Annotated in this window: 20 protein-coding genes; 16 read left to right on the top strand and 4 right to left on the bottom strand. The window is 74.1% G+C overall.

Going from position 1 to position 23657, the window contains the following annotated elements:
• Positions 1-7: 7 nt before the first annotated feature.
• Together DMA15_RS29035 and DMA15_RS29030 are read right to left on the bottom strand one after the other, a co-directional pair.
• Positions 8-676, bottom strand: a complete 669-nt coding sequence (locus DMA15_RS29035; protein WP_125515684.1) for an ABC transporter — start codon at positions 674-676, stop codon at positions 8-10.
• Entirely contained in the window at positions 676-1671 is a 996-nt protein-coding gene (locus tag DMA15_RS29030) for an ATP-binding cassette domain-containing protein (protein ID WP_125515683.1), read from the bottom strand. Before DMA15_RS29030 ends, DMA15_RS29035 begins: the two co-directional genes overlap by 1 nt.
• An 82-nt stretch (positions 1672-1753) precedes the next feature.
• Between DMA15_RS29030 and DMA15_RS29025 the strand changes: the two genes are divergently transcribed.
• The 7 genes from DMA15_RS29025 (at position 1754) to DMA15_RS28995 (ending at position 9447) form a co-directional block, all read left to right on the top strand.
• Positions 1754-2512, top strand: coding sequence for a peptidyl-tRNA hydrolase (locus DMA15_RS29025; protein ID WP_240659990.1), 759 nt, complete (start codon positions 1754-1756; stop codon positions 2510-2512).
• A 149-nt stretch (positions 2513-2661) separates the two neighbouring features.
• The gene (locus DMA15_RS29020; RefSeq protein WP_125515681.1) at positions 2662-3429 is read left to right on the top strand and encodes a DUF4142 domain-containing protein; all 768 of its coding nucleotides are present in this window, start codon (positions 2662-2664) and stop codon (positions 3427-3429) included.
• A 116-nt stretch (positions 3430-3545) separates the two neighbouring features.
• Positions 3546-4874, top strand: coding sequence for a DUF692 domain-containing protein (locus DMA15_RS29015; RefSeq protein ID WP_125515680.1), 1329 nt, complete (start codon positions 3546-3548; stop codon positions 4872-4874).
• Positions 4875-4878: 4 nt separating this feature from the next.
• Complete coding sequence (locus DMA15_RS29010; protein ID WP_125515679.1) at positions 4879-5964, top strand: TIGR04222 domain-containing membrane protein; 1086 nt, start codon at positions 4879-4881, stop codon at positions 5962-5964.
• A 118-nt stretch (positions 5965-6082) separates the two neighbouring features.
• On the top strand, positions 6083-6892 hold the full coding sequence (locus DMA15_RS29005) for a DUF4142 domain-containing protein (RefSeq protein ID WP_125515678.1): 810 nt from the start codon (positions 6083-6085) through the stop codon (positions 6890-6892).
• 40 nt (positions 6893-6932) lie between these two features.
• Positions 6933-7706, top strand: coding sequence for a TIGR04222 domain-containing membrane protein (locus tag DMA15_RS29000; protein ID WP_125515677.1), 774 nt, complete (start codon positions 6933-6935; stop codon positions 7704-7706).
• 109 nt (positions 7707-7815) lie between these two features.
• Entirely contained in the window at positions 7816-9447 is a 1632-nt protein-coding gene (locus DMA15_RS28995) for an alpha/beta hydrolase (protein ID WP_125515676.1), read from the top strand.
• 16 nt (positions 9448-9463) lie between these two features.
• Here the strand turns inward: DMA15_RS28995 and hemQ are convergent, their stop codons facing one another.
• Positions 9464-10183, bottom strand: a complete 720-nt coding sequence (gene hemQ / locus DMA15_RS28990) for a hydrogen peroxide-dependent heme synthase (RefSeq protein ID WP_055531766.1) — start codon at positions 10181-10183, stop codon at positions 9464-9466.
• Between the two features lie 4 nt (positions 10184-10187).
• Positions 10188-11663, bottom strand: a complete 1476-nt coding sequence (hemG, locus tag DMA15_RS28985) for a protoporphyrinogen oxidase (protein WP_125515675.1) — start codon at positions 11661-11663, stop codon at positions 10188-10190.
• A gap of 145 nt (positions 11664-11808) precedes the next feature.
• On the opposite strand from hemG, the gene DMA15_RS28980 reads away from it, so the two are divergent.
• From DMA15_RS28980 to DMA15_RS28940, 9 genes are all read left to right on the top strand, one after another.
• Positions 11809-12678 carry a DUF4349 domain-containing protein gene (locus tag DMA15_RS28980; RefSeq protein ID WP_240659988.1) on the top strand — a complete coding sequence of 290 codons (870 nt, stop codon included), beginning with the start codon at positions 11809-11811 and terminating at the stop codon, positions 12676-12678.
• Between the two features lie 140 nt (positions 12679-12818).
• Positions 12819-14213, top strand: coding sequence for an FAD-dependent oxidoreductase (locus DMA15_RS28975; RefSeq protein ID WP_125515673.1), 1395 nt, complete (start codon positions 12819-12821; stop codon positions 14211-14213).
• Between the two features lie 594 nt (positions 14214-14807).
• Positions 14808-16961 carry a hypothetical protein gene (locus DMA15_RS28970; protein WP_125515672.1) on the top strand — a complete coding sequence of 718 codons (2154 nt, stop codon included), beginning with the start codon at positions 14808-14810 and terminating at the stop codon, positions 16959-16961.
• A gap of 141 nt (positions 16962-17102) precedes the next feature.
• On the top strand, positions 17103-18632 hold the full coding sequence (gene pelF, locus DMA15_RS28965; protein ID WP_125515671.1) for a GT4 family glycosyltransferase PelF: 1530 nt from the start codon (positions 17103-17105) through the stop codon (positions 18630-18632).
• Positions 18629-20068: a hypothetical protein gene (locus DMA15_RS28960; RefSeq protein WP_240659987.1), complete on the top strand. Its 1440-nt coding sequence runs from the start codon at positions 18629-18631 to the stop codon at positions 20066-20068. The genes pelF and DMA15_RS28960 overlap by 4 nt, the downstream gene beginning before the upstream one ends.
• Before the next feature lie 132 nt (positions 20069-20200).
• On the top strand, positions 20201-21202 hold the full coding sequence (locus DMA15_RS28955) for a GDP-mannose 4,6-dehydratase (RefSeq protein ID WP_125515670.1): 1002 nt from the start codon (positions 20201-20203) through the stop codon (positions 21200-21202).
• Positions 21203-21267: 65 nt separating this feature from the next.
• Complete coding sequence (locus tag DMA15_RS28950; protein WP_125515669.1) at positions 21268-21981, top strand: nucleotidyltransferase family protein; 714 nt, start codon at positions 21268-21270, stop codon at positions 21979-21981.
• Between the two features lie 7 nt (positions 21982-21988).
• Positions 21989-22915 carry an NAD-dependent epimerase/dehydratase family protein gene (locus DMA15_RS28945; protein WP_125515668.1) on the top strand — a complete coding sequence of 309 codons (927 nt, stop codon included), beginning with the start codon at positions 21989-21991 and terminating at the stop codon, positions 22913-22915.
• Complete coding sequence (locus DMA15_RS28940; RefSeq protein ID WP_125515667.1) at positions 22912-23616, top strand: spherulation-specific family 4 protein; 705 nt, start codon at positions 22912-22914, stop codon at positions 23614-23616. The genes DMA15_RS28945 and DMA15_RS28940 overlap by 4 nt, the downstream gene beginning before the upstream one ends.
• Positions 23617-23657 lie beyond the last annotated feature (41 nt).

Raw genomic sequence — 23657 nt, 5'->3', positions numbered from 1 at the left:
ACCGACCTCACCCGCGCCGCGAACTCATCGCGCAGGCCGCCCATCCCGCCGCCACCGCCGCGACCACCGCCCCGGCCAGCGCGCCCAGCGGCCAGGGGACCGAGCCCTCTCGTGAGCCGGTCGTCAGGTCCGTCAGCACCGACTGGGCCGGGGAGCCCGTCGTGACCAGGAGGAGCAGCGCGGCGAGCAGCATCGTGGGGACGGACTTGGCCGGGGAGCGCAGCAGGGGCCAGTTGGTGAGGGCGCCGACGGCCGTGCCGAGCAGCGCGCTGACCAGCATCGCGATGAGGCCTGCGGCGCCCGCGGGGACGCGAGGCACGGGCAGGCGCCCGTTGGTGGACGCCCCGTCGCTCATGACCGTCACCACGAGCACGGCCAGCGCGCCCAGCGCGGACGCGGCAAGGAACGCCGCCAGCAGCGAGGCCAGGTGCGCACGCCCCGGCCCGGCCGCGGCGGCGGAGCAACTGCGCGCCGCGGGCGGTTCGTTGCTCACGCAGATACGCACCAGCCAGGCGGCGACCGGCAGCAGTGCGGCCGCCGCGTAGGCGAGGGAGTCGAGGACGGGCTGCCCGCTCTGGACGCCGACGGCCAGGAAGACCGCGTAGAGGATCACCGGCGCGAGCCACCGCTGCGACCGCGCCAGCAGGGCCGCCTGGTAGGTGAGGAGAGCGCTCATCACCGGCCCCGCCCTTCAGTGGGAGCCTGCGCCGGGGCTTGAGGCGGGACCGGCGCCCCCGCCGGCGCGCGTGTCACCGTCACCACGTGCCAGGGCGGTCCCGCCGTCAGGAGTTCCCGCAGGACCAGGTCAGAGCGGCTTTCCGGGACCGTGAACCGTATGGCTCCCTCCGGAGCGTCGGTCACGACGGTCGCCGCCGCGGCGACCGGAGCCGGCAGCTCCGCGCCCCGCGGGCCCCGCGTCTCGATGACCACGTGCCGCCCCCGCATGAGCGCCCCCAGCGGCGGAGCCGCCTGGGGGTGCGGGGAACTGCGCGACCAGCCACGACGAATGCGCAGGGCACGAGGGACCCGCTCAGCCTCCCCCGGCCCCGTCCCGACCACCCCGTACGTCTCATCCACCGCCCCCGCGAGCCGCCCCGGATCGTGGTCCACGAAGGCGACCGCGCCGCCCGCCGCCGTGCGCTCCGCCACCGCGCGGTCGAGTTCCGCGCGGGCGGGGGCGTCCAGGCCGGTCCACGCCTCGTCGAGGACGAGCAGGTCGGGGGCGGCCAGCAGCGCCTGTGCCACGGCGACCTTCTGGCTGCTGCCCTTGGAGAGTTCGGAGAGCGGTGTACGCGCGTACTCGGCGGCGCCGAAGCGCTCCAGCCACCGTTCCGCGCTCCGCGCCGCCGCACCCCGGCTCGCCGCACCCCGCGCGACACCGTGGATCCGCGCCATGTGCGTGAGGTAGCCGATCGCGGTGAACGGCATGGCCGCGGGGAAGCGTTCGGGGACGTACGCCGTGCGCGGGCGCCCCGTCACCCGCCCCTCGGAGGGCGCGTCGATACCGGCGAGGAGCCGCAACAGGGTCGATTTGCCACTGCCGTTGGCGCCCTCCACCCGCACCAGGGCACCCGCACGCACGCCGAGATCGACACCGCGCAGCACCCATGGGCCGCGCACGCCGTAGCGCCGGCCCACCCCGCCCAGCCGCACCACGAGATCACGTTCCATGCGGGCCATCCTCGCGCACGCCCCTCCCCGGGCCGCCCCGAGCCCCGGCGGGGGCGGAACTCCCGCCTGGCAGACTGGACGCGTGAGCGACGAGAACACCACCGCCGAGAACACCTCCGCGGAGAGCACCACCGCCCAGGACAGCCCCTTCCGGCACGAGACCACCTCGCGCGACGAGGCCCCGCAGTTCGTGCTGCCCCTCGTCGCCCGCATCGAACGCGCCGCTCCCCCGGCCCGCACCGACGCCCTGGAGACCGCGGCCCGCGCCGTCCTGGTGATGCTGAGCGACGAGCGTTCCCTCGGCGACGGCGAGTGGGCGCAGGCCATGCGCGACTGGCAGGACGCCCGCATCCGCAAGGTGGTGCGCCGGGCGCGGGGCGCCGAGTGGCGCAGGGCGGAGGCGCTGCCCGGTCTCACCGTCACCGGCAAGTCGGCGGAGGTCCGCGTCTTCCCGCCGGTCCCGCTGGACGGCTGGCCCAAGGAGCTGGCGCGGCTCCAGGTCTCCGGCACGGACCTGGATGACCCCGAGCCCCCGGCCGGGGCCGACCCGACGCACCCCGTCCTGTGGATGAGCCCCGACCTCGACATGTCGGCGGGCAAGGCGATGGCGCAGGCGGGCCACGGCGCCCAGCTGGCCTGGTGGGAGCTGTCGGCCGAGGACCGCACGGCCTGGCGCGACGCCGGTTTTCCGCTCTCCGTGCGCACCCCCGAGGCCGCCCACTGGCGTGAACTGACCGCCTCGGGGCTGCCGGTGGTCCGCGACGCGGGCTTCACGGAGATCGCCCCGGGTTCCTGCACGGTGGTCGCCGACCACCCCGCCCTGCGCCCGCCCCGGCCGTGACCGGCGCCGCGCACCGCAGCACGTCAACACGTCGACACGTCAGCACGCACGCCAATTCGTACAACCTCTCGCGCGTTTGAACACCCCACCCGTATCTTCCGTACTCCTCGGTATCACCGGGGGAGTACGGGAGCGACACGGGAGGCACCTTGCGGCGCGTCAACGGCACGGCTCTGATCATCGCGGCGCTCGTCGCCACGCTCGGGGCGATCGCGTTCCCCGTGTGGTCGTACGCCGACCGCTCGGGCACGGGGCCCGCCAATCTGGCCGCCGGGTCCGTGGCCACCCAGTGGGGGCCCCTCTCGGCGGCCGACCGGGATCTGCTGGTGAAGGTGCGGCTCGCCGGGCTCTGGGAGATACCGGCCGGCCAGCAGGCCGTGGAGCGCGCGCCGACCGAGGCCATCAAGGAGGCGGGCGACCACCTCATCGTCGGCCACACCGACCTCGACCAGCGGGCCCGCACCACCGCCGCGAAACTCGGCGTGGAGCTGCCCAATCAGCCCACCGAGCAACAGCAGGGCTGGCTGAAGGAGTTGACGGAGGCGAGCGGCGAGACGTATCAGCGCAAGTTCGCGAACCTGCTGCGGGTCGCGCACGGCAAGGTGTTCAGCGTGGTCGCCCAGGTGCGCGACACCACCCGCAACTCCCTGATCCGGCAGCTCGCCACGGACGCCAACCAGACCGTCCTCGACCACATCACGATGCTGGAGGCCACCGGGCTCGTCGACTTCGACGGGATCGCGAACGACGCCGCGTCGAACGCGACCGCCAGCCCCTCCGGGCCTCCCCCGCCGTCCGGGGTCACTCCCCCGGAGCCCGTGCCCGCCCGGCCGAGCGGCGACATCTCCACCACGTCCCGCCCCTCGCCCGGCCCGCCCGGACAGATCAACACCGGACGGCCGGAACCTCAAATGTAGCTCTGAACGTCTCCCCCTGAGGGTTCGGCCGACCCCGCCCCGGTGAATGACCCGGGGACGGGATCGGGGGGACCGATTCGGGGGACCGGGAGACCGGGGGACGAAAGGGGAGCGCCATGCGGCGTCTGGGGACCGGTATCGGCTGGCGTCCGGAGATCGCGGACGCCGTGGAGGCGATGCCCGGCATCGACTGGGTAGAGGCCGTCGCGGAGAACGTCTGTCCGGGCCATCTGCCCGACTCCCTGCTGCGGCTGCGCGAGCGCGGCGTGACCGTCGTGCCGCACGGCGTCTCCCTCGGCCTCGGTGGCGCCGACCGCCCCGACGAGGGGCGGCTGACCGCGCTCGCCGAGCGGGCGCTGGCGCTCGGCTCGCCGCTGGTCACCGAGCACATCGCCTTCGTACGCGCCGGGGGCGACCTCACCGCCACGCAGCCCCTCGAAGCCGGGCATCTGCTGCCGGTGCCGCGCACCCGCGACGCGCTCGCCGTGCTCTGCGAGAACGTCCGCATCGCGCAGGACGCGCTGCCAGTGCCGCTCGCCGTGGAGAACATCGCCGCGCTGATCTCCTGGCCGGGCGAGGAGATGACGGAGGGGCAGTTCCTGTACGAGCTGGTCGAGCGTACGGGCGTACGTCTGCTCATCGACGTCGCCAACCTCCACACGAACCACGTCAACCGCGGCGAGGACCCGGCCAAGGCGCTGGACGAGCTGCCGGTCGAGGCCATCGCGTACGTCCATGTGGCGGGCGGCTTCGAGCGGGCCGGCGTCTGGCACGACAGCCACGCGCACCCCGTACCGGAACCGGTGCTCGCCATCCTGGCCGACCTCGCCTCCCGGGTGACCCCGCCGGGGGTCCTCCTGGAGCGGGACGAGAACTTCCCCGAACCGGCGGAGCTGGAGCGCGAGTTGGACGCGATCCGGGCCACGGTGTGGGGGGCGGCGGGTCCGGGAGCAGGTTCGGGCGTGGACCCCGCTGACGGGCGCCGTGAGGGCCTCCCCGGCGGGCCGCTCGGGGAACTCCCGCCGACCGCCGCCGCCCGCCAGCGCAGCGCCCTCGCGCAGGCCGCTCTGCTCTCCGCGCTCGTCGCGGGGACCCCGGCGCCCGAAGGGTTCGACCGGGTGCGGCTGAAGGTGCAGAGCCAGGCGCTGGCCGCCAAGCGGGCCGATGTCGTCGCGAAGGTCGCGCCCGAGCTGCCGGGCATCCTCGGCGCGGCGTACCGCGCCGACTTCCTCGCCTACGCCCACTCCCGGCCCATGACGGGCGGCTACCGCCAGGACGCGCTGGGCTTCGCCGAGTACCTGCTGCTCGCCGGGCGGCCCGAGGACGCCGACGCCAGGGCGCGGTTGAGCGACTGGTGGCTGGAGCGCTCCGGCCCCGCGCCCCTGTCGCGGGGGCCCGCCGCCCGACTGCTCCAGGCCACCCGGCGGGTCCTGCTGAGGCGGTGACACGGTGAGCATCGCGGGAATCATGTACACGGTCCTCGTCCTGGCCTCCTCCGCCGCGCTGATCAGAGGCGTGGTGGCGGCCGGGCGCCCCCAGGGCCCGGACCCGGCCGGGGACGACCACGGCGACTTCGTGCGCGGGACGTGGGAGGCCGCGTTCCTCTCCGGCGGTCCCGCCCGGCTCGCCGACGCGCTGATCGCGGGCCTGCACGACGACGGCCGCCTGGTCGTGGCCGGGCCCGGCGTCGTCGGCATCCCCCGGCCCACGGCGAGGAACCCCGCCGAGCAGGCCGTCATCGACACCCACCGCGCGGCGCCAAGCGCCTCCCTGCACTGGCTGCGCGCGGCCGTGACGCACAGCGGCCCGGTGCGGGAGACGGGCGACGCGCTGGCGGCACGCGGCCTCCTCATGCGGCCGGGCCCGCGGCGGACGTGGCGGACCTGGGCCGGGGCGCAACTCTTCGCGTGCTTCCTGGGGTTCCTCGTGGCCTCCATGCTGACCGTGGCGCAGTACGCGGACGACGCGGCGCAGCTCGGCGGCACCGACCGCGTCCTCGACGCCATCCTCCACATGGTGCCCGCCAGCGTCATCGGTTTCGCGATCGCCCTGGGCTGCCTCTCGGTCACCGAGAAGCAGCTCACCGCCGCGGGGCGCCGCGCTCTCGACGAGTACGTCGCCTCCTCGGGCCACCTCACGGGCGCGGCGCACCTCGTGGCGACCCGCGGCCTCGCGGCGGCCCACCCCGACCTGCGCGCCCAGCTGATCGCCGCCGCCCGCGTGCGGAGGCGGACGCCTGCTGCGGCGGGCCCGCACCTTGCCCCGTCCCGGGATCCCGGGGCGTGGGGCGGCCCCAGCGGCTTCGCCTGCTCGGGCCGCTCCGGCTGCGGCTCCGGGAGCGGGGCGGCCTGCTCCGGCGGCGGCTTGGCCTGCTCCGGCGGGAGCGGCTACGCCTGCTCAAGTGGAGGCGGGTCTGCCTGCTCCGGCGGAAGCGGGGTGGCCTGCTCCAGTGGAGGCGGCGGCTCCTCCTGCTCCGGGGGTGGTGGCGGCGGAGGCGGCGGGTCCAGTTGCAGCAGCTCGTCCTCCTCCTTCTGAGGGCACCCGCCAACGGCCCCGCCCCACACAGCCGTACGGCAGCTGACGTACACCCCGCGATAACCCGTCATCCCGCGCCCGAGGCGCACTAACGTGCGGTGCCGCAACAGGAGGCACCATGCGATCCCCAGCCATCAATGGAACAGGCCTCATCGTCGCGGGACTCGTCGCGACCCTGGCCGCGCTGCTCTTCCCCCTCTGGTCCTACGAGGACCGCTCGGGCACCGGCCTCGACCGACTCAACGCCGAGACGGTGTCGACCGACTTCGGGCCGCTCTCCGCCCTGGACCGGGACTTCATCACCAAGGTCCGCCTCGCGGGCCTGTGGGAACTGCCCGCCGGACAGCAGGCGGAGGAGCGCGGCACGACCAAGGCGGTGCGGACCGCGGGCGAGCACCTCGTCGAGGGGCACGCGTTCCTGGACGCGCGCGTACGGGAGGTCGCCACCCGGCTCAGCCTCGAACTGCCCAGCCAGCCCAACCCCCAGCAGCGGCGCTGGCTCGCCGAGTTGAGCCGGGCGCGCGGGGAGACGTACAACCAGAAGTTCGCCAACATCCTGCGGCGCGCGCACGGCAAGGTGTTCTCGGTGGTGGCCGAGGTCCGCGCGAACACCCGCAACTCACTGGTGCGGGCCCTCGCCGACGACGCGAACACGACCGTCCTCGACCACATCACCGTCCTGGAGGCCACCGGCCTCGTCGACTTCGAGGGCATCGCCCGGGACGCGGCGACCGCGGGCCCGCCGCCCCTGACCCGCTCCCCCGCGCCACCGGGCCCGGCCACCTCACCGGACCCGGCCACGCCGGTCACCCCGTCACCGACGTATCCCCTGCCGCCCGCCGCGTCCCGCCCCGAGCCGGAGAGGCCGAACGCCCGGCCGCAAACGGAACGTTATATACCCGTCACCCCGCGTCCGCATAGTGAATAACCCGTGGCGCCCAGTGACCGCTTCGCATAGAAACACCGCCATGTTCTGGGTCCCTCTGCTCCTCCTCGCCTGGGCCGTCACCGGCCTCGCCTGCGGTCGCCTCTGTCTGGCCGCGAGCCGCGCCGCCGACCAGGAGAGGGCGGCGCCGCGCGGCCACGAACTCACGCTCTACGAGGCCGCGTTCCTCTCCGGCGGGCCCGCCCGCGTCGCCGACGTGGCGCTGGTGGCGATGGCCCGGGCGCGGCGGCTGCTCATCGCGCACACGGGGTGGGCGACCGTGGTCGACCCGGTGGGCCGCGACGACATGGAGCGTTCCGTGCTCGGCGCGATCGGCCCGGCGGGCCAGTCGCGGATAGCCCCGATACGCCGGGGCGCGGCCACCGCCGAGGCCGTGCGGGCGCTCGCGGACCGGCTCGTCGCCGCGGGGCTCGCCGTCCCGGAGGGCGTGGGTTCCCATGTCGCCTCCGCCGTCCGCCAGGTGCGGGCGGCGACGGTGGCCGTGCTCGCGCTCGGCGCCGCGGCGGTCCTCATGCCGGCGCAGGGACAGGGAGCCTCGGGGCAGGTGCCGGTCGCGGTCTGGTTCGGGCTGCCGCTGCTCATGTGCGTGGGGTGTCTGGCGATCGCCCGCGTCGAGGTCCATCCGTATACGCGGTGGGCGTCGCCCGCCGGTCAGCGGCTCCTTGGCGCGCTGCCCACCCGGGACGACCAGCTGGCCGCCGTGGCCGTGCGCGGGGTCCGCGCGGTCGCCGAGCCGGAGCTGCGGGCCGCCCTCACCGACCGGGGGCGGCGGGGGGTCGCGCAAGGGGGGCTTTGAGCCGACACCGGCGACCGGTGCTTTACTTCTCCGAATATCACACGAATCATCCCTTTTGTTCGAAGATCGCCTGGAACGCATGGCCGAACAAAAGAGGTAGTGAAGCGCGATGAGAGCAGCAGCCGCCCGCTATGGAACCGCCGGATCCCTGGTCCTGACCGCCCTCGTCGCCGCCCCCGCGGGGAGCGCGAGCGCCACCCCGCCCTCCCCCGAGGCGCACGGCACCGCCGTCGCCGCCCAGCGCGCCGAGGCCGCCGGGATCCGCTGGGGCATCTGCGCCAAGGCCGAGCGCCTTCCCGCCACCCTCCAGTGCGGCACGGTCTCCGTGCCGCTGGACTACGCGCACCCCCACGGCGAGCAGATCAAACTGACCGTCAGCCGCACCAAGCCGAAGGCGAAGGCGAAGAAGCACGGGACGGCGAAGGGGACGGCGAAGGGGAAAGCCGTCGCCCGGCAAGGAGCGCTCGTCTTCAACCCCGGCGGACCCGGCGCGTCCGGCATGTACTTCCCGATGATCGGCGTCATGCCCGAGTGGAAGCGCGTCGCCGCCGCCTACGACCTCATCGGCTACGCGCCGCGCGGTGTCGGCCGCTCGGCCCCGCTCTCCTGCCAGGACCCGAAGGAGTTCGGCAAGGCACCCTCATCGGCCCCGGTCCACCCCGACGACGCGTACAAGCAGGAGCGCATCGCGCGGGCGAAGGCGTACGCGCGCGGGTGCGCGGCCCGCAACCCCGGCCTGCGGCACTACACGACCCTGAACAACGCGCGCGACCTGGACGTGCTGCGGGCCGCGCTCGGCGAGAAGAAGCTGACGTTCATGGGTGCCTCGTACGGCACCTACTTCGGGGCCGTCTACGCGACGCTCTTCCCGACGCACGTGCGCCGCATGGTCTTCGACTCGGCGGTCAACCCCGCCCCCGCGCAGATCTGGTACCGCAACAACCTCGACCAGTCGGCGGCCTTCGAGCGGCGCTGGGCGGACTTCCGCACCTGGGTGGCCAAGCACGACAAGACGTACCACCTGGGCACGACGCCCGAGAAGGTCATGGAGAACTACGAGAAGGTACGCGACGAGCTGGGCCGAAAGCCCGCGGGAGGCAAGGTCGGTCAGGGCCAGCTCCACGCCGCGTACCTCCAGGCCGGGTACTACGACGACTACTGGCCGGAGCGGGCCAAGGCGCTCTCCGCGTATCTGAAGGGCGACCCGAAGCCGCTGATCGAGCAGGCCGCGCCCGAGCGGCGCGCGGCCGCCGACGACGAGAACGGCAACGCCGTCTACACGGCCGTGGAGTGCAACGACGCCCCCTGGCCGACGGACTTCGCCACCTGGGACCGCGACAACACGCTCCTCGCGCGCCTCGCGCCCTTCGAGACCTGGGACAACGCCTGGATGAACCTGCCGTGCGCCTACTGGCAGGCGCCCCGGCAGCAGCCGCTCGACGTGCGCGCGGACGGCGACGAGCTGGCCCCGACGCTGATCCTGGCCGCCGAGCGCGACGCCGCGACCCCGTACGAGGGGGCGCGAGAGCTGCACCGCAGGCTGGCGAACTCGGTGCTCGTCACCGAGCGGGAGGCGGGCACGCACGGCATCGGCGGCGGCCCCAACGAGTGCGTCAACGGATACCTGGAGGCGTACCTCCTGGAGGGCCGCCTCCCGGTGCGGCGCGCGGCGTGCGCACCGCACAAGGAGCCCCGGCCGGAGTCCGGCGGGCGGGCGGTGGAGCGCCCGAGGGCGCTCTGACCGACCCGTCCCGCGGTTACGCCAGGCCCGCGACGAGGTCCGCGACGGACTTGCGGCGGCCGGTGTAGAACGGCACCTCTTCACGTACGTGCATCCGGGCCTCGGAGGCGCGCAGGTGACGCATGAGGTCGACGATGCGGTACAGCTCGTCGGCCTCGAAGGCGAGCAGCCACTCGTAGTCGCCGAGGGAGAACGAGGCGACGGTGTTGGCGCGCACGTCGGGGTAGCCGCGGGCCATCTTGCCGTGGTCGGCGAGCATGCGGCGGCGGTCCTCGTCGGGCAGCAGGTACCAGTCGTAGGAGCGCACGAAGGGGTAGACGGAGACGTAGTCGCGGGGCGTCTCGTCGGCGAGGAAGGCCGGGATGTGCGACTTGTTGAACTCGGCGGGGCGGTGCAGCGCCATGTTCGACCAGACCGGCTCCAGGGCGCGGCCCAGCTTGGTGCGGCGGAAGAGGTTGTAGGCCTCCTGCAGCTCGTCGGCGGTCTCGGCGTGCCACCAGATCATGACGTCGGCGTCGGCGCGCAGGCCGGAGACGTCGTAGGTGCCGCGGATCGTGATGTCCTTGGCGGCGAGCTGGTCGAACAGCTCCTGGACCTCGTCGGCGTAACCGGCGCGGTCCTCGGGGAGCACGTCACGCAGCTTGAAGACCGACCACAGGGTGTAGCGGATGACCTCGTTGAGGTCCTTGGCCTTCTTGCCGGCGTTGGGGGTCTTGGCGGGGGCGTCGTCACTCATGGGGCTATTCTCCTCCGCCGCCGTGCAGGCTCTGCACCGGGTCGCGGGTGAGCTGCTCCACACCCATGAGGTCCCCGGCCAGCCGGTCGACGGCGGCGTTGGCGCTCGCGACGCACGCGGGGATGCCGACGCCGTCGTACGCCGCTCCGCAGACCGCGAGGCCGGGCAGCGCGGCGACATGCGCGCGGACGCGGGCCACGCGCGCGTGGTGGCCGACCGGGTACTGCGGCAGGCCCTCGTCCCAGCGGGTGACGCGGGCGGCGACGGGGGTGGCGGTCAGCCCGGTGGCCTCGCGCAGATCGCGGCGGGAGAGGCCGACGAGGTCGGCGTCGTCGCGGTCGAGGTCGGCCGTGTCGCCGTACCGCCCGACGGAGGTGCGCAGGACAAGCAGGTCCGGGTCCTGCCGGTCGATCCAGCCCCACTTGTTGCTCGCGAAGGTGGACGCCTTGATGGTGTGCCCGTCGACGGGCGGCACGAGGAAACCGCTGCCTCCGGGGAGGCCCGTCTCGGCGCGCCGGTAGGCGAGCGTGATCAGCGCCATGGAGGCGTACTCGACGCCGCGCAGCTCGGCGGCCGCGGCGGGCGACTCGGCGTCCAGGAGCTTCGCGGCGGCGGGCGCGGGCAGGGCGAGGACGACGGCGTCCGCTTCGTGGACCTCGCTCCCGGTGACGACGCGCCAGCCGTCCCCGGTGCGGCGCAGCTCCGTGACCGGCGTGTCGGTCAGAATGCGGCCGCCACGCGCGCGTACCGACTCCGCGACGGCGAGGGGCAGCGCGCCGATGCCGCCGTCGATGCCCATGAAGACCGGCCCGGTCTGCTGGTTCCGCGCGGCGCGCGCCTGGATGTCGCGGACGCCGTCCGTGAGGGAGGCGTGCGTGCGGGCGGCCTCGAAGAGCTGGGGAACGGCCGAGCGCATCGAGATGCGGTACGCGTCGCCCGCGTACACCCCGCCGAGCAGCGGCTCCACGAGGCGGTCGACGACCTCGCGGCCCAGGCGCGCGGCGACGTACTCGCCGACGGCGACGTCGTCACCGACCTCGGTGGGCGGCAGCTCGCGCTCCCGCTCGATGCGGCGCAGACCCTCGTCGGAGAGGACCCCGGCCAGCGCGGAGGCATCACCGGGCACGCCCATGACGTGCCCCTTGGGCATGGGGCGCAGAGCGCCCCGGGTCCAGATCGCGGCGGTCGCGGTGGCGGGCGGCTGGAGCCGGTCGGCGAGGCCCGTCTCACGGGCGAGGGCGACGGCCTCGGGGCGGCGGGCGAGCATCGACTCGGCGCCGAGGTCGACGCGGACCCCGGCGATCTCACCGGCGCGCAGCTTGCCGCCGAGCCGGCCGGAAGCCTCAAGGACGGTCACGCGGGTGTGCGGATCGGTGGCGAGGAGCCGGTGCGCGGCAGCAAGTCCGGCGATTCCGCCTCCGATGACGACGGCGTGGGTCCCGGGACGGCCGCTGCCCGTACGTGTGTCCGTTTCGCGCATGCCTCCACTCTCTCAGACCGCCGAGTCCCGACCGTGACCGCATCGGAACCGGTCGGCAACCACCGTGGGGCCCCTCCCCGGCGTCGTAGGAGCATCACTGGCCACGGCCCTCGGGGGTACATCGATGCACACGTCAGGCAGGCTCATGGTCCGGGCTCTCCTCGGTTTGCTCCTGGCGGTCGCGCTCGCGCTCACGGGGTGCACCGCGAGCGGCGACGGCGACAGCGGCGGGGACGCCAAGGGGGCGGCGGCGGCCGATCGTGCCGCCGGTCCGCAAGGGCCCGAGGACGCGGCGGGCGCGCAGTCCGGCGCGTCCGGGAAGCGCAAGCCGTCGAAGCTGACCGGCTCCCAGGTCATCCGCACCGCGACGATCACCGTGCGGGTCGAGGACGTGCCCGAGGCGCTGGAGGAGGCCCGCGCGGCGGCCGAGGACGCGGGCGGCATCGTGGGGAACGAGAACACGTCGCGCGACGACGAGGGCCGCGAGCGCTCCCGCGTGGTGCTGCGCGTTCCGCAGGAGAAGTACGAGGACGTCCTCACCGCCCTCGAAGGCACCGGCAAGCTGCTCGACCGCGAGGCCAAGGCGCAGGACGTCACCGACCGGGTCGTCGACGTGGAGAGCCGCGTCAAGTCCCAGCGGGCGAGCGTGGCGCGGGTGCGGGAGCTGATGGACAAGGCGACGAAGCTGAGCGATGTCGTCACCCTGGAGAGCGAGTTGAGCACCCGTCAGGCCGACCTGGAGTCGCTGCTCGCGCAGCGGGCCTCGCTGAAGGACCGCGTCTCGCTGGCGACGATCACCCTGTCGCTCACCGAACGTCCGGAGCAGGCACCGGCCGAGGACGAGGACCCGACCTTCGGGGACGCCCTCGGGGGCGGCTGGGACGTGTTCGTCACCGGACTGCGCTGGGTCGTGATCGCACTGGCGGCCGTCCTGCCGTTCGCGGCGGTTGCCGCACTGCTCCTGCTGCTGTGGCTACGAGTAGTACGCCCCCGCCACGGGCGGGGCGCCCCGTAAGGGGCGCGGGAGACGCGTGGGGGGCGCCCCGTAAGGGGCGCGGGGAACTGCGCGCCCAGCCCCCACGAACCCGCGGATCTCCACATAGCCACCCGCCCAAGCCAGCGCAGCACCCCGCAGCGCCGCCGTAGCGTGTCCGCATGAGCACCAAACAAGAGCGACTGGTCATCATCGGAGGCGACGCCACCGGCATGTCGGCGGCGTCCCAGGCACGCAGGCTCAGGAGCCCGGAAGAACTGGAGATCGTCGCGTTCGAACGCGGCGACTTCACCTCGTACTCCGCCTGCGGCATCCCCTACTGGGTCGGCGGTGCCGTCGACGGCCGGGACGAGCTGGTCGCCCGCACGCCCGAGGAGCACCGCGAGCGCGCGATCGACCTGCGGATGCGCACCGAGGTGCGCCGCATCGACGTGCCGGGCCGCCGCGTGCTCGCCCGTGACCTCGAAGCGGGCGAGGAGTACTGGACCGCGTACGACAAGCTCGTCATCGCCACCGGTGCCCGGCCGCTGCGCCCGTCGCTGCCCGGCATCGACGCGTCCGGCGTGCACGGCGTGCAGACCCTCGGCGACGGCCAGGCCCTGATCGACACCCTGGAGCACACAGAGGGCCGCCGGGCCGTGGTCGTCGGCGCGGGCTACATCGGCGTCGAGATGGCGGAGGCGATGATCCAGCGCGGCTACGACGTGACGGTCGTCAACCGCGGCAAGGAGCCGATGTCCACGCTCGACGCGGACATGGGCCGGCTCGTGCACGAGGCGATGACGGGCCTCGGCATCGAGATGGTGAACGACGCCGAGGTCACCAAGATCCTCACGGATGACGACGGGCGGGTCAGGGCGGTGGCCACGGAGAACGCCGAGTACCCGGCGGACGTGGTGATCCTCGGTCTCGGCGTGCGCCCCGAGACCGAGCTGGCGCGCGAGGCGGGGCTGCCGCTCGGGGACCACGGCGGCCTGCTGACCGACCTCGCGATGCGGGTGCGCGGGCACGAGGACATCTGGGCGGGCGGCGACTGCGTGGAGGTCCTCGACCTGATGTCGGGGCGCGAGCGGCACATCGCGCTCGGCACGCACGCGAACAAGCACGGGCAGGTCATCGGGTCGAACGTGGGCGGGGGTTACGCGACGTTCCCCGGCGTGGTCGGCACGGCCGTCAGCAAGGTCTGCGACCTGGAGATCGCCCGGACGGGTCTGCGCGAGAAGGACGCGCGGGCGGCAGGGCTGCGGTACGTGGCGGTGACCATCGAGTCGACGAACCGCGCCGGTTACTACCCGGGCGCGGCCCTGATGACGGTGAAGATGCTGGCCGAGCGGCGCACGGGCAAGCTCCTGGGCGTCCAGATCGTCGGGCGCGAGGGCGCGGGCAAGCGGGTGGACGTGGCGGCGGTCGCGCTGACGGCGGGGATGACGGTGGAGCAGATGACGGCACTGGACCTGGGATACGCGCCGCCGTTCTCCCCGGTGTGGGACCCGATCCTGGTGGCGGCGCGCAAGGCGGTGGCGGCGGTACGGGCGGCGGACGGGCAACCCGGCTGAACCGTGGACGGGCAACCCGGCTGAACCGTGGGCAAGCGACCTAGCTGAAACTATTGCAACCCATACGCAGTTGCAGAAACCCGGGAATAAAGCGGGGGCGCCCCCCGCGCGCCCCCGACGCGCCCTGTTTGCGCCCCCCTCCCGGGCGGCTGCGCACGCCTGCCGCGCAGGTCAGTACGCGCTTTCCGGGAAATGGCGACCGCTCCATGATCGCCCGTTCTTGGCTGATTCCAAGTGGTCTGGACCACTGGTGATTCGCCCGCCGTGGGAGCCCGCCCACGGCGGGCGCATGTAGGCGCCACGCATACGCGGCGCGAGGACGGCGACCCCTCTGAGCGGCCACGCCGCACCGGAAGTTCCGCTTCCGGGGCGCATCACGCTTCCCGCGACCCTCCTCACGCGCCCCTGGGGGCGTGCCGTCTTTTTTCCGCCAGGTTTCACAGAATCGGCACAGACCCCCCAGGTGGGCCGCACTATGTGACGCGTCAGAGCGGCACCGACACACACGGCGACGTGTGAGCGGCGCCGTTTGGGGGGGCGGGCCGTGGGTGGAGACACCCCCTCGGCCCGACCGTGGAGGGGACCACACACCGCATGAGACACACCGCGCGAGCGGCGGCTCTCGGAGCCGGCGCTCTGCTTCTCGCGCTCTCGTTGCCCGGCGCTCCGGCCTTCGCCGCCGAGCAGCCCCGCATCGACCTGCGCGTCCTCGTGGTGACCGACGGAGGCCCCGCCACCGCCGCGATCATCGCCGAACTCGACGGCCAGGGCACGCCGTACACCACCGTCGACCTGCGCCGGAGCGGACGCCCCGTGATCGACAAGGCGTTTCTCGCGGACACCGTGAACGGCAGGGCGCGGGCCAAGTTCCAGGCCGTCGTCCTGCCCAACGACAACCCGTTCGGGGCCGGTTCGGCGGAGCTGGCCGCCCTGGCGTCGTACGAGCAGACGTACGCGATCCCCCAGGTGGACGCGTACACCTACGCCCGTCCCGAAGCGGGCCTGAAGACACCGGAGTTCAGCGGGTCGCTCGACGGCGTACGGGCCCAGGTGACGGCGGCGGGCAAGAGCGGCCCCTTCGGATATCTGGCGGACCAGGTTCCCTTCGAAGACAACTCGCCGTCAGTGGGCGAGAGTTACGGCTTCCTGGCCGAGCCCGCGCCCGGCGCGGACTTCACCAGTTACGTGGACGCGCCGATCCCGGGCGGCCAGGGCCGCGGTTCGCTCGTGGGCGAGTACCGCCACGACGGGCGGCGCGAGCTGGTGGTGACCTTCGTCTACAACGAACACCAGCGGCAGTTCCGCCTGCTCGCCCGGGGCATCGTGGACTGGCTGACGCAGGGCGTCCACCTGGGCGCGTCCCGCAACTACTTCGCCGTGCACGTCGACGACGTGTTCGGCGCCGACGACCGCTGGGACACCGAGCTGAACTGCACGCCGGGCGACGTCGACTGCCCGCCGGGCGAGGGCACGCCCGACCCGATCCGGATGACGCCGGACGACGCGGCCCACGCCACCGAGTGGTCCAAGGGCCGGAAGTTCCCGCTCGACATGGCCTTCAACGGCGGCGGCAGCGAGCTGTACCGCGAGGAGAACGGCGGCGCGGACCCCCTCGCCGACCGGCTCATCGCCGACCGCGCCGACCACCGCTGGATCAACCACACCTACAACCACCCCTTCCTCGGCTGCGTCCAGGACGTCAGCGCGGTCCCGTGGAAGTGCGCGCAGAACGCGGACGGCAGCACGCGCTACGTCTCGCGCGCCGACATCTCCCAGCAGATCTCCGACAACCGCGCCTGGGGCCAGCGGGCCGGACTGCCGCTCACCAACAGCGAGTTGGTGACCGGTGAGCACTCCGGCCTGAAGGTCCTGCCGCAACAGCCCGACGACAACCCGAACCTGCCCGGCGCCCTGCGGGACAATGGCGTGACGTGGCTCGGCTCGGACAACTCCCGGGACAGGGCCCAGCGCCAGGTCGGCCCCGCGCTGACCGTGCCGCGCTTCCCGATGAACGTCTTCTACAACGCGGGCCGGGCCGAGGAACAGGTCGACGAGTACAACTGGATCTACACCCGCGCCGCCGACGGCGGCAGCGGCGTCTGCGAGAACTCCCCCGTCGCGACCTGCCTAGACGCGCCCCTCGACCTCACCACCGGCTACCAGGACCACATCGTGCCGGTGGAGTCGACGATCGCGCTCGGACACGTCCTGGCGAACGATCCCCGCCCGCACTTCATCCACCAGTCCAACCTCGCCGAGGACCGCATCGCGTACCCGGTCCTGAACCGCGTACTCGACTCCTACGAAGCCCTGTTCGCGTCCAACGCCCCTGTGGTCAACCTGCGGATGGCCGACATCGGCGGCGAGCTGCGCTCCCGCGCGGCCTGGGACACGGCGGTCAAGGCGGGCCGCGTCACCGCCTACCGGATCGGCGACACCGTGACGGTCCAGGCCCCCGCCGGCGTGGCCGCCCGGGCCACGATGCCCACCGGCACGGTGCGCCAGCACCTGCTCGGCACCGACCCGTTCGGCACGGCGTACGCGGGCAGGACCTCCGGCTGGGTCTCTCCGGCACTCCTCCAGGACCGGGTCACGCTCAAACTGCCCACGGCACCGACGGCAGCGGCGAAGGCCCCCGCCCGGGCCGAGCTTCCGAAGGCGTACAAGAAGCTGCCGGTACCGCCAGGCGTGAAGCGGTACGTGAAGCCGGGCACGTCCGGCGCGACCCCCGAACCCCCGACGACGTAACACCGCGAACGCGACGCGAGGGGACACGGCGGCACGTCCGCCCGGGGCCCCGCCCCACCGCGCGCGAGGCACCCCCGCCGACAGCGGCACCCGCACTCCCCACGCCCCGCCCGCTCGACGACTCACCCGCGGAGCCCCGCCATGCCCGATTCCTCCTCGCCGATACCGAGACCCGTGCCGGCACCGGCACCCCCGTCCCGCCGCCCCCGCGTCACCCTGCTGACAGAAGGCACCTATCCGCACAGCCACGGCGGCGTGAGCGTCTGGTGCGACCAGCTCGTGCGCGGCATGCCCGACGTCGACTTCGGTGTCCTCGCCGTCACCGGCACCGGCCGCGAAGCCCTCGCCTGGGAGCTGCCGCCCCACGTCGAGGCGCCCGTCTGCCTGCCCATGTGGGGGCCGACCCCGCCGGGCCACGCCCCGCGCGGCCGCCGCGCACGCCAACTCCTCGCCTCCTACGAGCGGTTCCTCACCGCACTCCTCGACCCCGCCGCCGAGGAAGGCTTCGCACCGGCCCTGCACGACCTCGCCCGGCACGCCCGCGACGGCGCCCTCACCCCGGCCCTGCGCTCCGACCGCGCGGTGCGGCTCCTGGCGTCCGTATGGAACGCCCCGGGGCTCGCGGTCGCCGAGGCGCGGCCCACGCTGCACGACGCCGTCACCGCCACAAGCCTGCTCGAACACGCCCTGCGCCCGCTCGCCGCCCGCCCTCCCGAGCACGGGGTGGCACACGCGGTCAGCGGCGGCATCGCGGCGCTACCTGGTCTGATCGCCCATCAACTCCACGGCGTGCCCCTGCTCCTGACCGAACACGGCGTGTACTTGCGCGAGCGCTACCTGGGCTACCGCACCGGCCCGTACAGCTGGCCGGTGAAGGCCCTCCTGCTGGGTTTCTTCCGACTGCTCGCCGAGGAGACGTACCGCAAGGCCGCCCTGATCACCCCGGGCAACCGCTACAACCGCCTCTGGGAGGAGCGCGGCGGCGCCGACCCCTCCCTCATCCGGACCGTCTACAACGGCGTGGACCCCGAGGCGTTCCCGCCCGCGGGCCCCGAGCCGCGGAGCCCCACCCTGAGCTGGGCGGGCAGGGTCGACCCGATCAAGGACCTGGAGACGCTGATCCGCGCCTTCGCCCAGGTCAGACAGGAGTTACCGGAGGCGAGACTGCGCCTGTTCGGCGGCACACCGCGCGGCGGCGAGGCCTACCGCGAGCGGTGCGAGGCGCTCGCCGCCCAGCTCGGGCACGGTGACGCGGTCGTCTTCGAGGGCCGTGTCGAGCACATCAAGGACGCCTACGCGGCGGGCAGCGTCGTCATGCTCTCCAGCATCAGCGAGGGCTTCCCGTTCACGCTGATCGAGGCGATGTCGTGCGGCCGGGCCACGGTCTCCACGGACGTCGGCGGAGTGCGGGAGGCGGTCGGCCCGACCGGCCTCGTGGTGCCGCCGCGCGCGCCGGAAGCCATGGCGCGGGCGGCGCTCGAACTGCTCCGCGACCCTCCCCGCAGGGCGGCGATGGGCGAGGCGGCCCGGCTGCGGGTGATCGAACAGTTCACGCTCCGCCAGACGGTGGACGCCTTCCGCTCGATATACGCGGAGCTGATGGGCGCACAAAGCAACCCGTACGCACCCGAGTTGACGTTCCATCAGGTACCCGCCGAGGTGGCCGGATGAGCGGCCCCCTCCCCCTGCGCCCCCGCCCTCGCGACGGCCGCCGTGAAGACCACCGCGAGGGTTACCCCGACGACACCCTCACCCTGCGCCTGGCCCGCCCGCCCCGCACGGCCACGGACGCCCCCGGACACGCCGGCCCGCGCTCCCGGGGCACGCTGCGGCCCGCCCGCGCCGACGACCCCGTGGACCGCCTCGCGGCCGAACTCGCCGAGGAGGCAGGGGCTGCCGTACACCCCTACGAGGTCGCCGCGCTCCTGGAGTCGCAGGGCCTGACGGGCGACCGGATCCAGGAGACATACGGGCAACCTGATCTCTTCTCGCTGGCCGACGCCGTCTTCCGGCGGGTGCCGCGCAGCCACCGGAAGCCACCGCCGCCGCCCGACCCCTGGCGGCCCGACCATCTGCGCTGCGCTCTGCGCGGCCTCCTCTTCGCGCTCCCCGGCACGGCGTATCTGCTCGCGGAGGGCGTCTGGGCGTCGACCGCGGGACTGCACGGACTGATCGCCGCCGCCCTGGTGTCCTGGGCCTGGTCCCAGGCGCTGAGCCATCGGGCGTACGTACGGCTCGCCGCCGGGCGCCACGGAGCGGGGCGCGCTTTGCTGGCCGGCGCGCCGCTCGGGGTCGCGGCCGCTTCCGGTACGGGGCTGCTGGTCGCGGGGCCCGGGGCCGCCGCGCTGTTCGCCGTGGGGCAGTCCTGCTATCTGGCGGCCGCCGGAGTGCTGCTGGTCCTCGGCCGCGAGAAGGCCCTCGCCGCCGCGCTGCTTCCCGTCGCCGCGGGTGCCGCCGCGCTGCCGTGGTGGCAGCCGCCGGGCCCGCTGCGGACCGGACTGCCGCTGCTCACCGTGGTGTGGGCGGCGGCGGCGGCCGGGTACGCGCTGCGCTCGGCGCTGCGGGAGGCCCCGGCGCCGGGACCCGCGCCACGCCTGGCGCAGTCGGTGCCGTACGGCCTGTTCGGCCTGGCGGCGGGCGTGCTCACCGCGGTGGCGGGGTCCCAGGAGCCGTACTCCGTCATCGTGCTGACGCTGAGCATGGGGCCCGCCGAGTGGCTGCTGCACCGCTACCGCGGGCTCGCCGTGACCGCCCTGCACGCCTCGGCCACCGCCCGGGGCTTTTGGCTCCGCGCCGCACGCGCGCTGGCCGTGTGCGGGGCGGCCTATCTCGCCCCGCTCGCCCTGGGCGCCGTCCTGGTCGGGGCGCGCCCGGTCCCGCTGCTGCTCCTGGGCGCCGTGCTGTGGCTCGCCCTGCTCCTCCAGGCGTTCGGCACGGCGTGGCCGTCGGCCGTGCCCTGTCTGGCCGCCGCGGCCGCCGTCGCGGCGCTCCCCCGCACCGGCGCCCTGACCGCCCCCACCGCACAGCTCATCGGCTGCACGGCCGCGGCCCTCGCGCTGCTCGCCGTCGCCCTGCACCACCTGGGCAGGCCGACGGCACACGCCTGAGCGGCCCGCGCACCACGCCCCCCCACACACAAGCCCCACCGCTCGATCCCTACGCCCCACACCCCACGCCCCACAGCAAGACACCGCACGGCACGCCGCACACCCTCACCGTCCCCTTCACCAGGAGTCCCCATGGCATCCGCACCTCTCGTCGCCGTCACCGGAGCCGAGGGCTTCATCGGCTCGCACCTCACCGAGGCCCTGGTCGCCTCCGGCCACCGGGTCCGGGCGATGGCGCAGTACAACTCCTTCTCCTCCTACGGCTGGCTGGAGACCCTGGCGCCCGACGTGCTCGCCGAGGTCGAGATCGTGCTGGGCGACGTACGCGACCCCGGCTCGGTCAACGGCCTCGTCGCCGGCGCCGACACCGTCTACCACCTGGCCGCCCTGATCGCGATCCCGTACTCCTACCAGGCACCCCACAGCTATGTGGACACCAACGTCACCGGCACGCTCAACGTCCTCGAAGCCGTACGCCACCTGGAGATCCCCCGCCTGGTGCACACCTCCACCAGCGAGACGTACGGCACCGCCCGGACCGTGCCGATCACCGAGGACCACCCCATCAACACCCAGTCCCCGTACGCCGCTTCGAAGGCAGGCGGCGACCGGCTCGCCGACAGCTACCACGCCAGCTTCCAGACGCCCGTGGTGACCCTGCGCCCCTTCAACACCTTCGGGCCGCGCCAGTCGATGCGGGCCGTCATCCCGACCGTCATCGGCCAAGTGTCCGCGGGCTCCCGGGAGATCACACTCGGCGACCTCCGCCCCACCCGCGACTTCACCTACGTCGCCGACACCGCGCAGGCCTTCCTCGCCGTCGGCACCGCCCCCGCCGAAGCGGTCGTGGGCCGCACGTTCAACGCAGGCACCGGCGGCGAGATCTCCGTGGGCGACCTGGTGCGGCTCATCGGCAAGGTGATGTCCGCCGACCTCGACGTCCGCGAGGACGAACAGCGCATCCGCCCCGCCGCCTCCGAGGTGATGCGCCTGGTCGCCGACGCGACACGGCTGCGGGCGGCGACCGGCTGGGCCCCCGCCCACGACCTGGAGCAGGGCCTGGCCCGCACCGTCGAGTTCTTCCGCGACCCGGCCAACCTGGCCCGCTACAAGACCGACATCTACAACATCTGACGCCCCGCGCGACCGACACCGCCCCACCACGGCTCAACTCACCCACTGCGCAAGGGAGAACGACCATGCACGCTGTCATCCTCGCCGGCGGCAAGGGCGTCCGGCTCCGGCCGTACACCACCGCGCTGCCCAAGCCGCTCGTCCCCATCGGCGACCAGCACGCCATCCTGGAGATCGTGCTGCGCCAGCTGGCGTCCGCCGGATTCTCCAGCTGCACCATCGCCATCGGCCACCTCGGCCACATCATCCGCGCCTACGTCGGCAACGGCTCCCGATGGGGCCTGCGCGTCGGCTACTCCACCGAGGACAGCCCGCTCGGCACCATGGGCCCGCTCCTGACCATGATGGACCGGCTGCCCGAGCACTTCCTCGTGATGAACGGCGACATCCTCACCGACCTCGACTACGCGGACGTACTGAACAACCACCGCTCTTCGGGAGCGCCGCTGACCATAGCGACGTACGCCCGCGAGGTGCGCATCGACTTCGGCGTGCTCACCACCGAATCGGAGCGCGTGGTCGCCTTCACGGAGAAGCCGAGCATCGACTACCGCGTCTCCATGGGTGTGTACGGCGTCTCGCGCGACACGCTCGCCCCCTACACCCCGGGGCTCCCGCTCGGCTTCGACGAGCTGGTCCTCGACCTGCTGAAGGCCCAAACGCCCCCGCACGCCTACGAGTTCGACGGATACTGGCTCGACATCGGCCGCCCCGACGACTACGACAGGGCCAACGCGGAGTTCACCACCCACCGCTCCCTCCTCCTCAAGGGAGCGTGACGAGACCGTGCGCATACTCGTCCTGGGCTCCACCGGATATCTGGGCGGGCACATCGCCGAGCGGCTGCGCGCCCTGCCGGGCGTGCGGCTGCTCCGCGGCGGCCGCGCCCCCGTCGACGACCACCGGATCGACCTCGCCACCAGCACGCCCGAGGCGCTCGCCGAACAGCTCGGCCGGGCCGCGCCGGACGCCGTGGTCAACTGCGCGGGCGCGGTCGGCGGCAGCACGCTCACCCTCGCCGAGGTCAACTCCCGCGGCCCCGCGGCCCTCTGTGAGGCGATGCGGGCCGCGGTGCCCACCGCGCGCCTGGTGCACCTCGGCTCGGCGGCCGAGTACGGGCCCGGCGCGGTCGGCGAGCGGACCGCCGAGGACGCCCCCGCACGCCCCGTCACCCCTTACGGCGCCACGAAGCTGGCCGGGACCCTCGCCGTCCTGGAGACGCGGCTCGACGCCCTGGTGTTGCGGGTCACCAACCCGGTGGGCCCCGGCGCTCCCCCGGCCGGTCTCCCCGGCCGCCTCACCGCCGAGCTGAGCCGCGCGCTGGTGCGGACCCCGCACGGCGCGGTGCGCGTCGGTGACCTCTCGGCGCACCGGGACTTCGTCGACGTACGCGATGTGGCGCAGGCCGTGGCGCTCGCGCTCGCCCTGCCCGGGCGGCTGCCGCGGCTGCTCAACATCGGCAGCGGCCGGGCCGCCCCGGTGCGCGACCTGGCACACGGCCTGGCCGCCGCCGCGGGCTTCACCGGGGACGTGGAGGAGACGCTCGGCGCGGTGGGCCGTTCGACGGCGGTGCCCTGGCAGTGCTCCGATGTCACCGCCGCGGAGTGGGAGCTGGGCTGGCAGCCGCGGTTCACGCTGCGCGAGTCCCTCGCCGCGCTCTGGGCCGCGGACGGCGCGCCGCACCTCGCGCCGGTCACCGGGGACCCCCGATGACCCTGCTGGTCCCGCTCTACGTCCACCCGGCCGCGGACCCCGCAGCCTGGCGGGCGCTCGTGGCGGCCGCGCCCCGGCTGTACGGCGTCGTCCTCAACGCCGCCGACGGTCCGGGCGCGGCCCCCGACCCGGCCTTCGCCGACGCCGCGCGAGCGCTGCGGGAGGCGGGGGTCCGGGTCCTCGGGTACGTCGACACGGCGTACGGGCGGCGGTCACCGAAGGCGGTCGCCGACGACGTGGACCGGCACCGCTCCTGGTACGAGGTGGACGGCTGCTTCCTCGACCAGGTCTCCCCCGGCCGCCGCGAGCTGCGGCACTGCCGGCGCCTGGTCCGCGCGGCGCGGGAGCGGGGCGCGCGGACGGTGGTGCTCAACCCGGGCGTGCACCCCGCGCCCGGGTACGCCCGCCTCGCCGACCTGATCGTCACGTTCGAGGGGCACTGGTCGACGTATCTGCGCGCGTTCACCGCCCCGCCCTGGACGGCCCGGCACTCCCCCGAGCACTTCTGCCACCTCGTGTACGGCGTGCCGCCCGCGCTGACCGGGCTGGCGGAGCGCACCGCCGCGCTGCGCGGCGCCGGGGTGCACTGCGCGGTGCCGGGGGCGGGGCCCAATCCATGGACGCAGCCGCCGCGCGTGGACGTGCCCGTGGGGCGGCCCAGCGGCCAAAAAGGTACGCCCGGTATGACGAGCGAACCGTGAAAAGGGTCCCCGTCCGGCCGGAGAGGGACCCTTTTCGGACA

Origin of the sequence: Streptomyces sp. WAC 01529 (assembly GCF_003945545.1) — a bacterium.
GTDB classification, from domain to species: Bacteria; Actinomycetota; Actinomycetes; order Streptomycetales; family Streptomycetaceae; genus Streptomyces; species Streptomyces anatolicus.
This window is presented reverse-complemented; position numbering and strand designations above follow the sequence as displayed.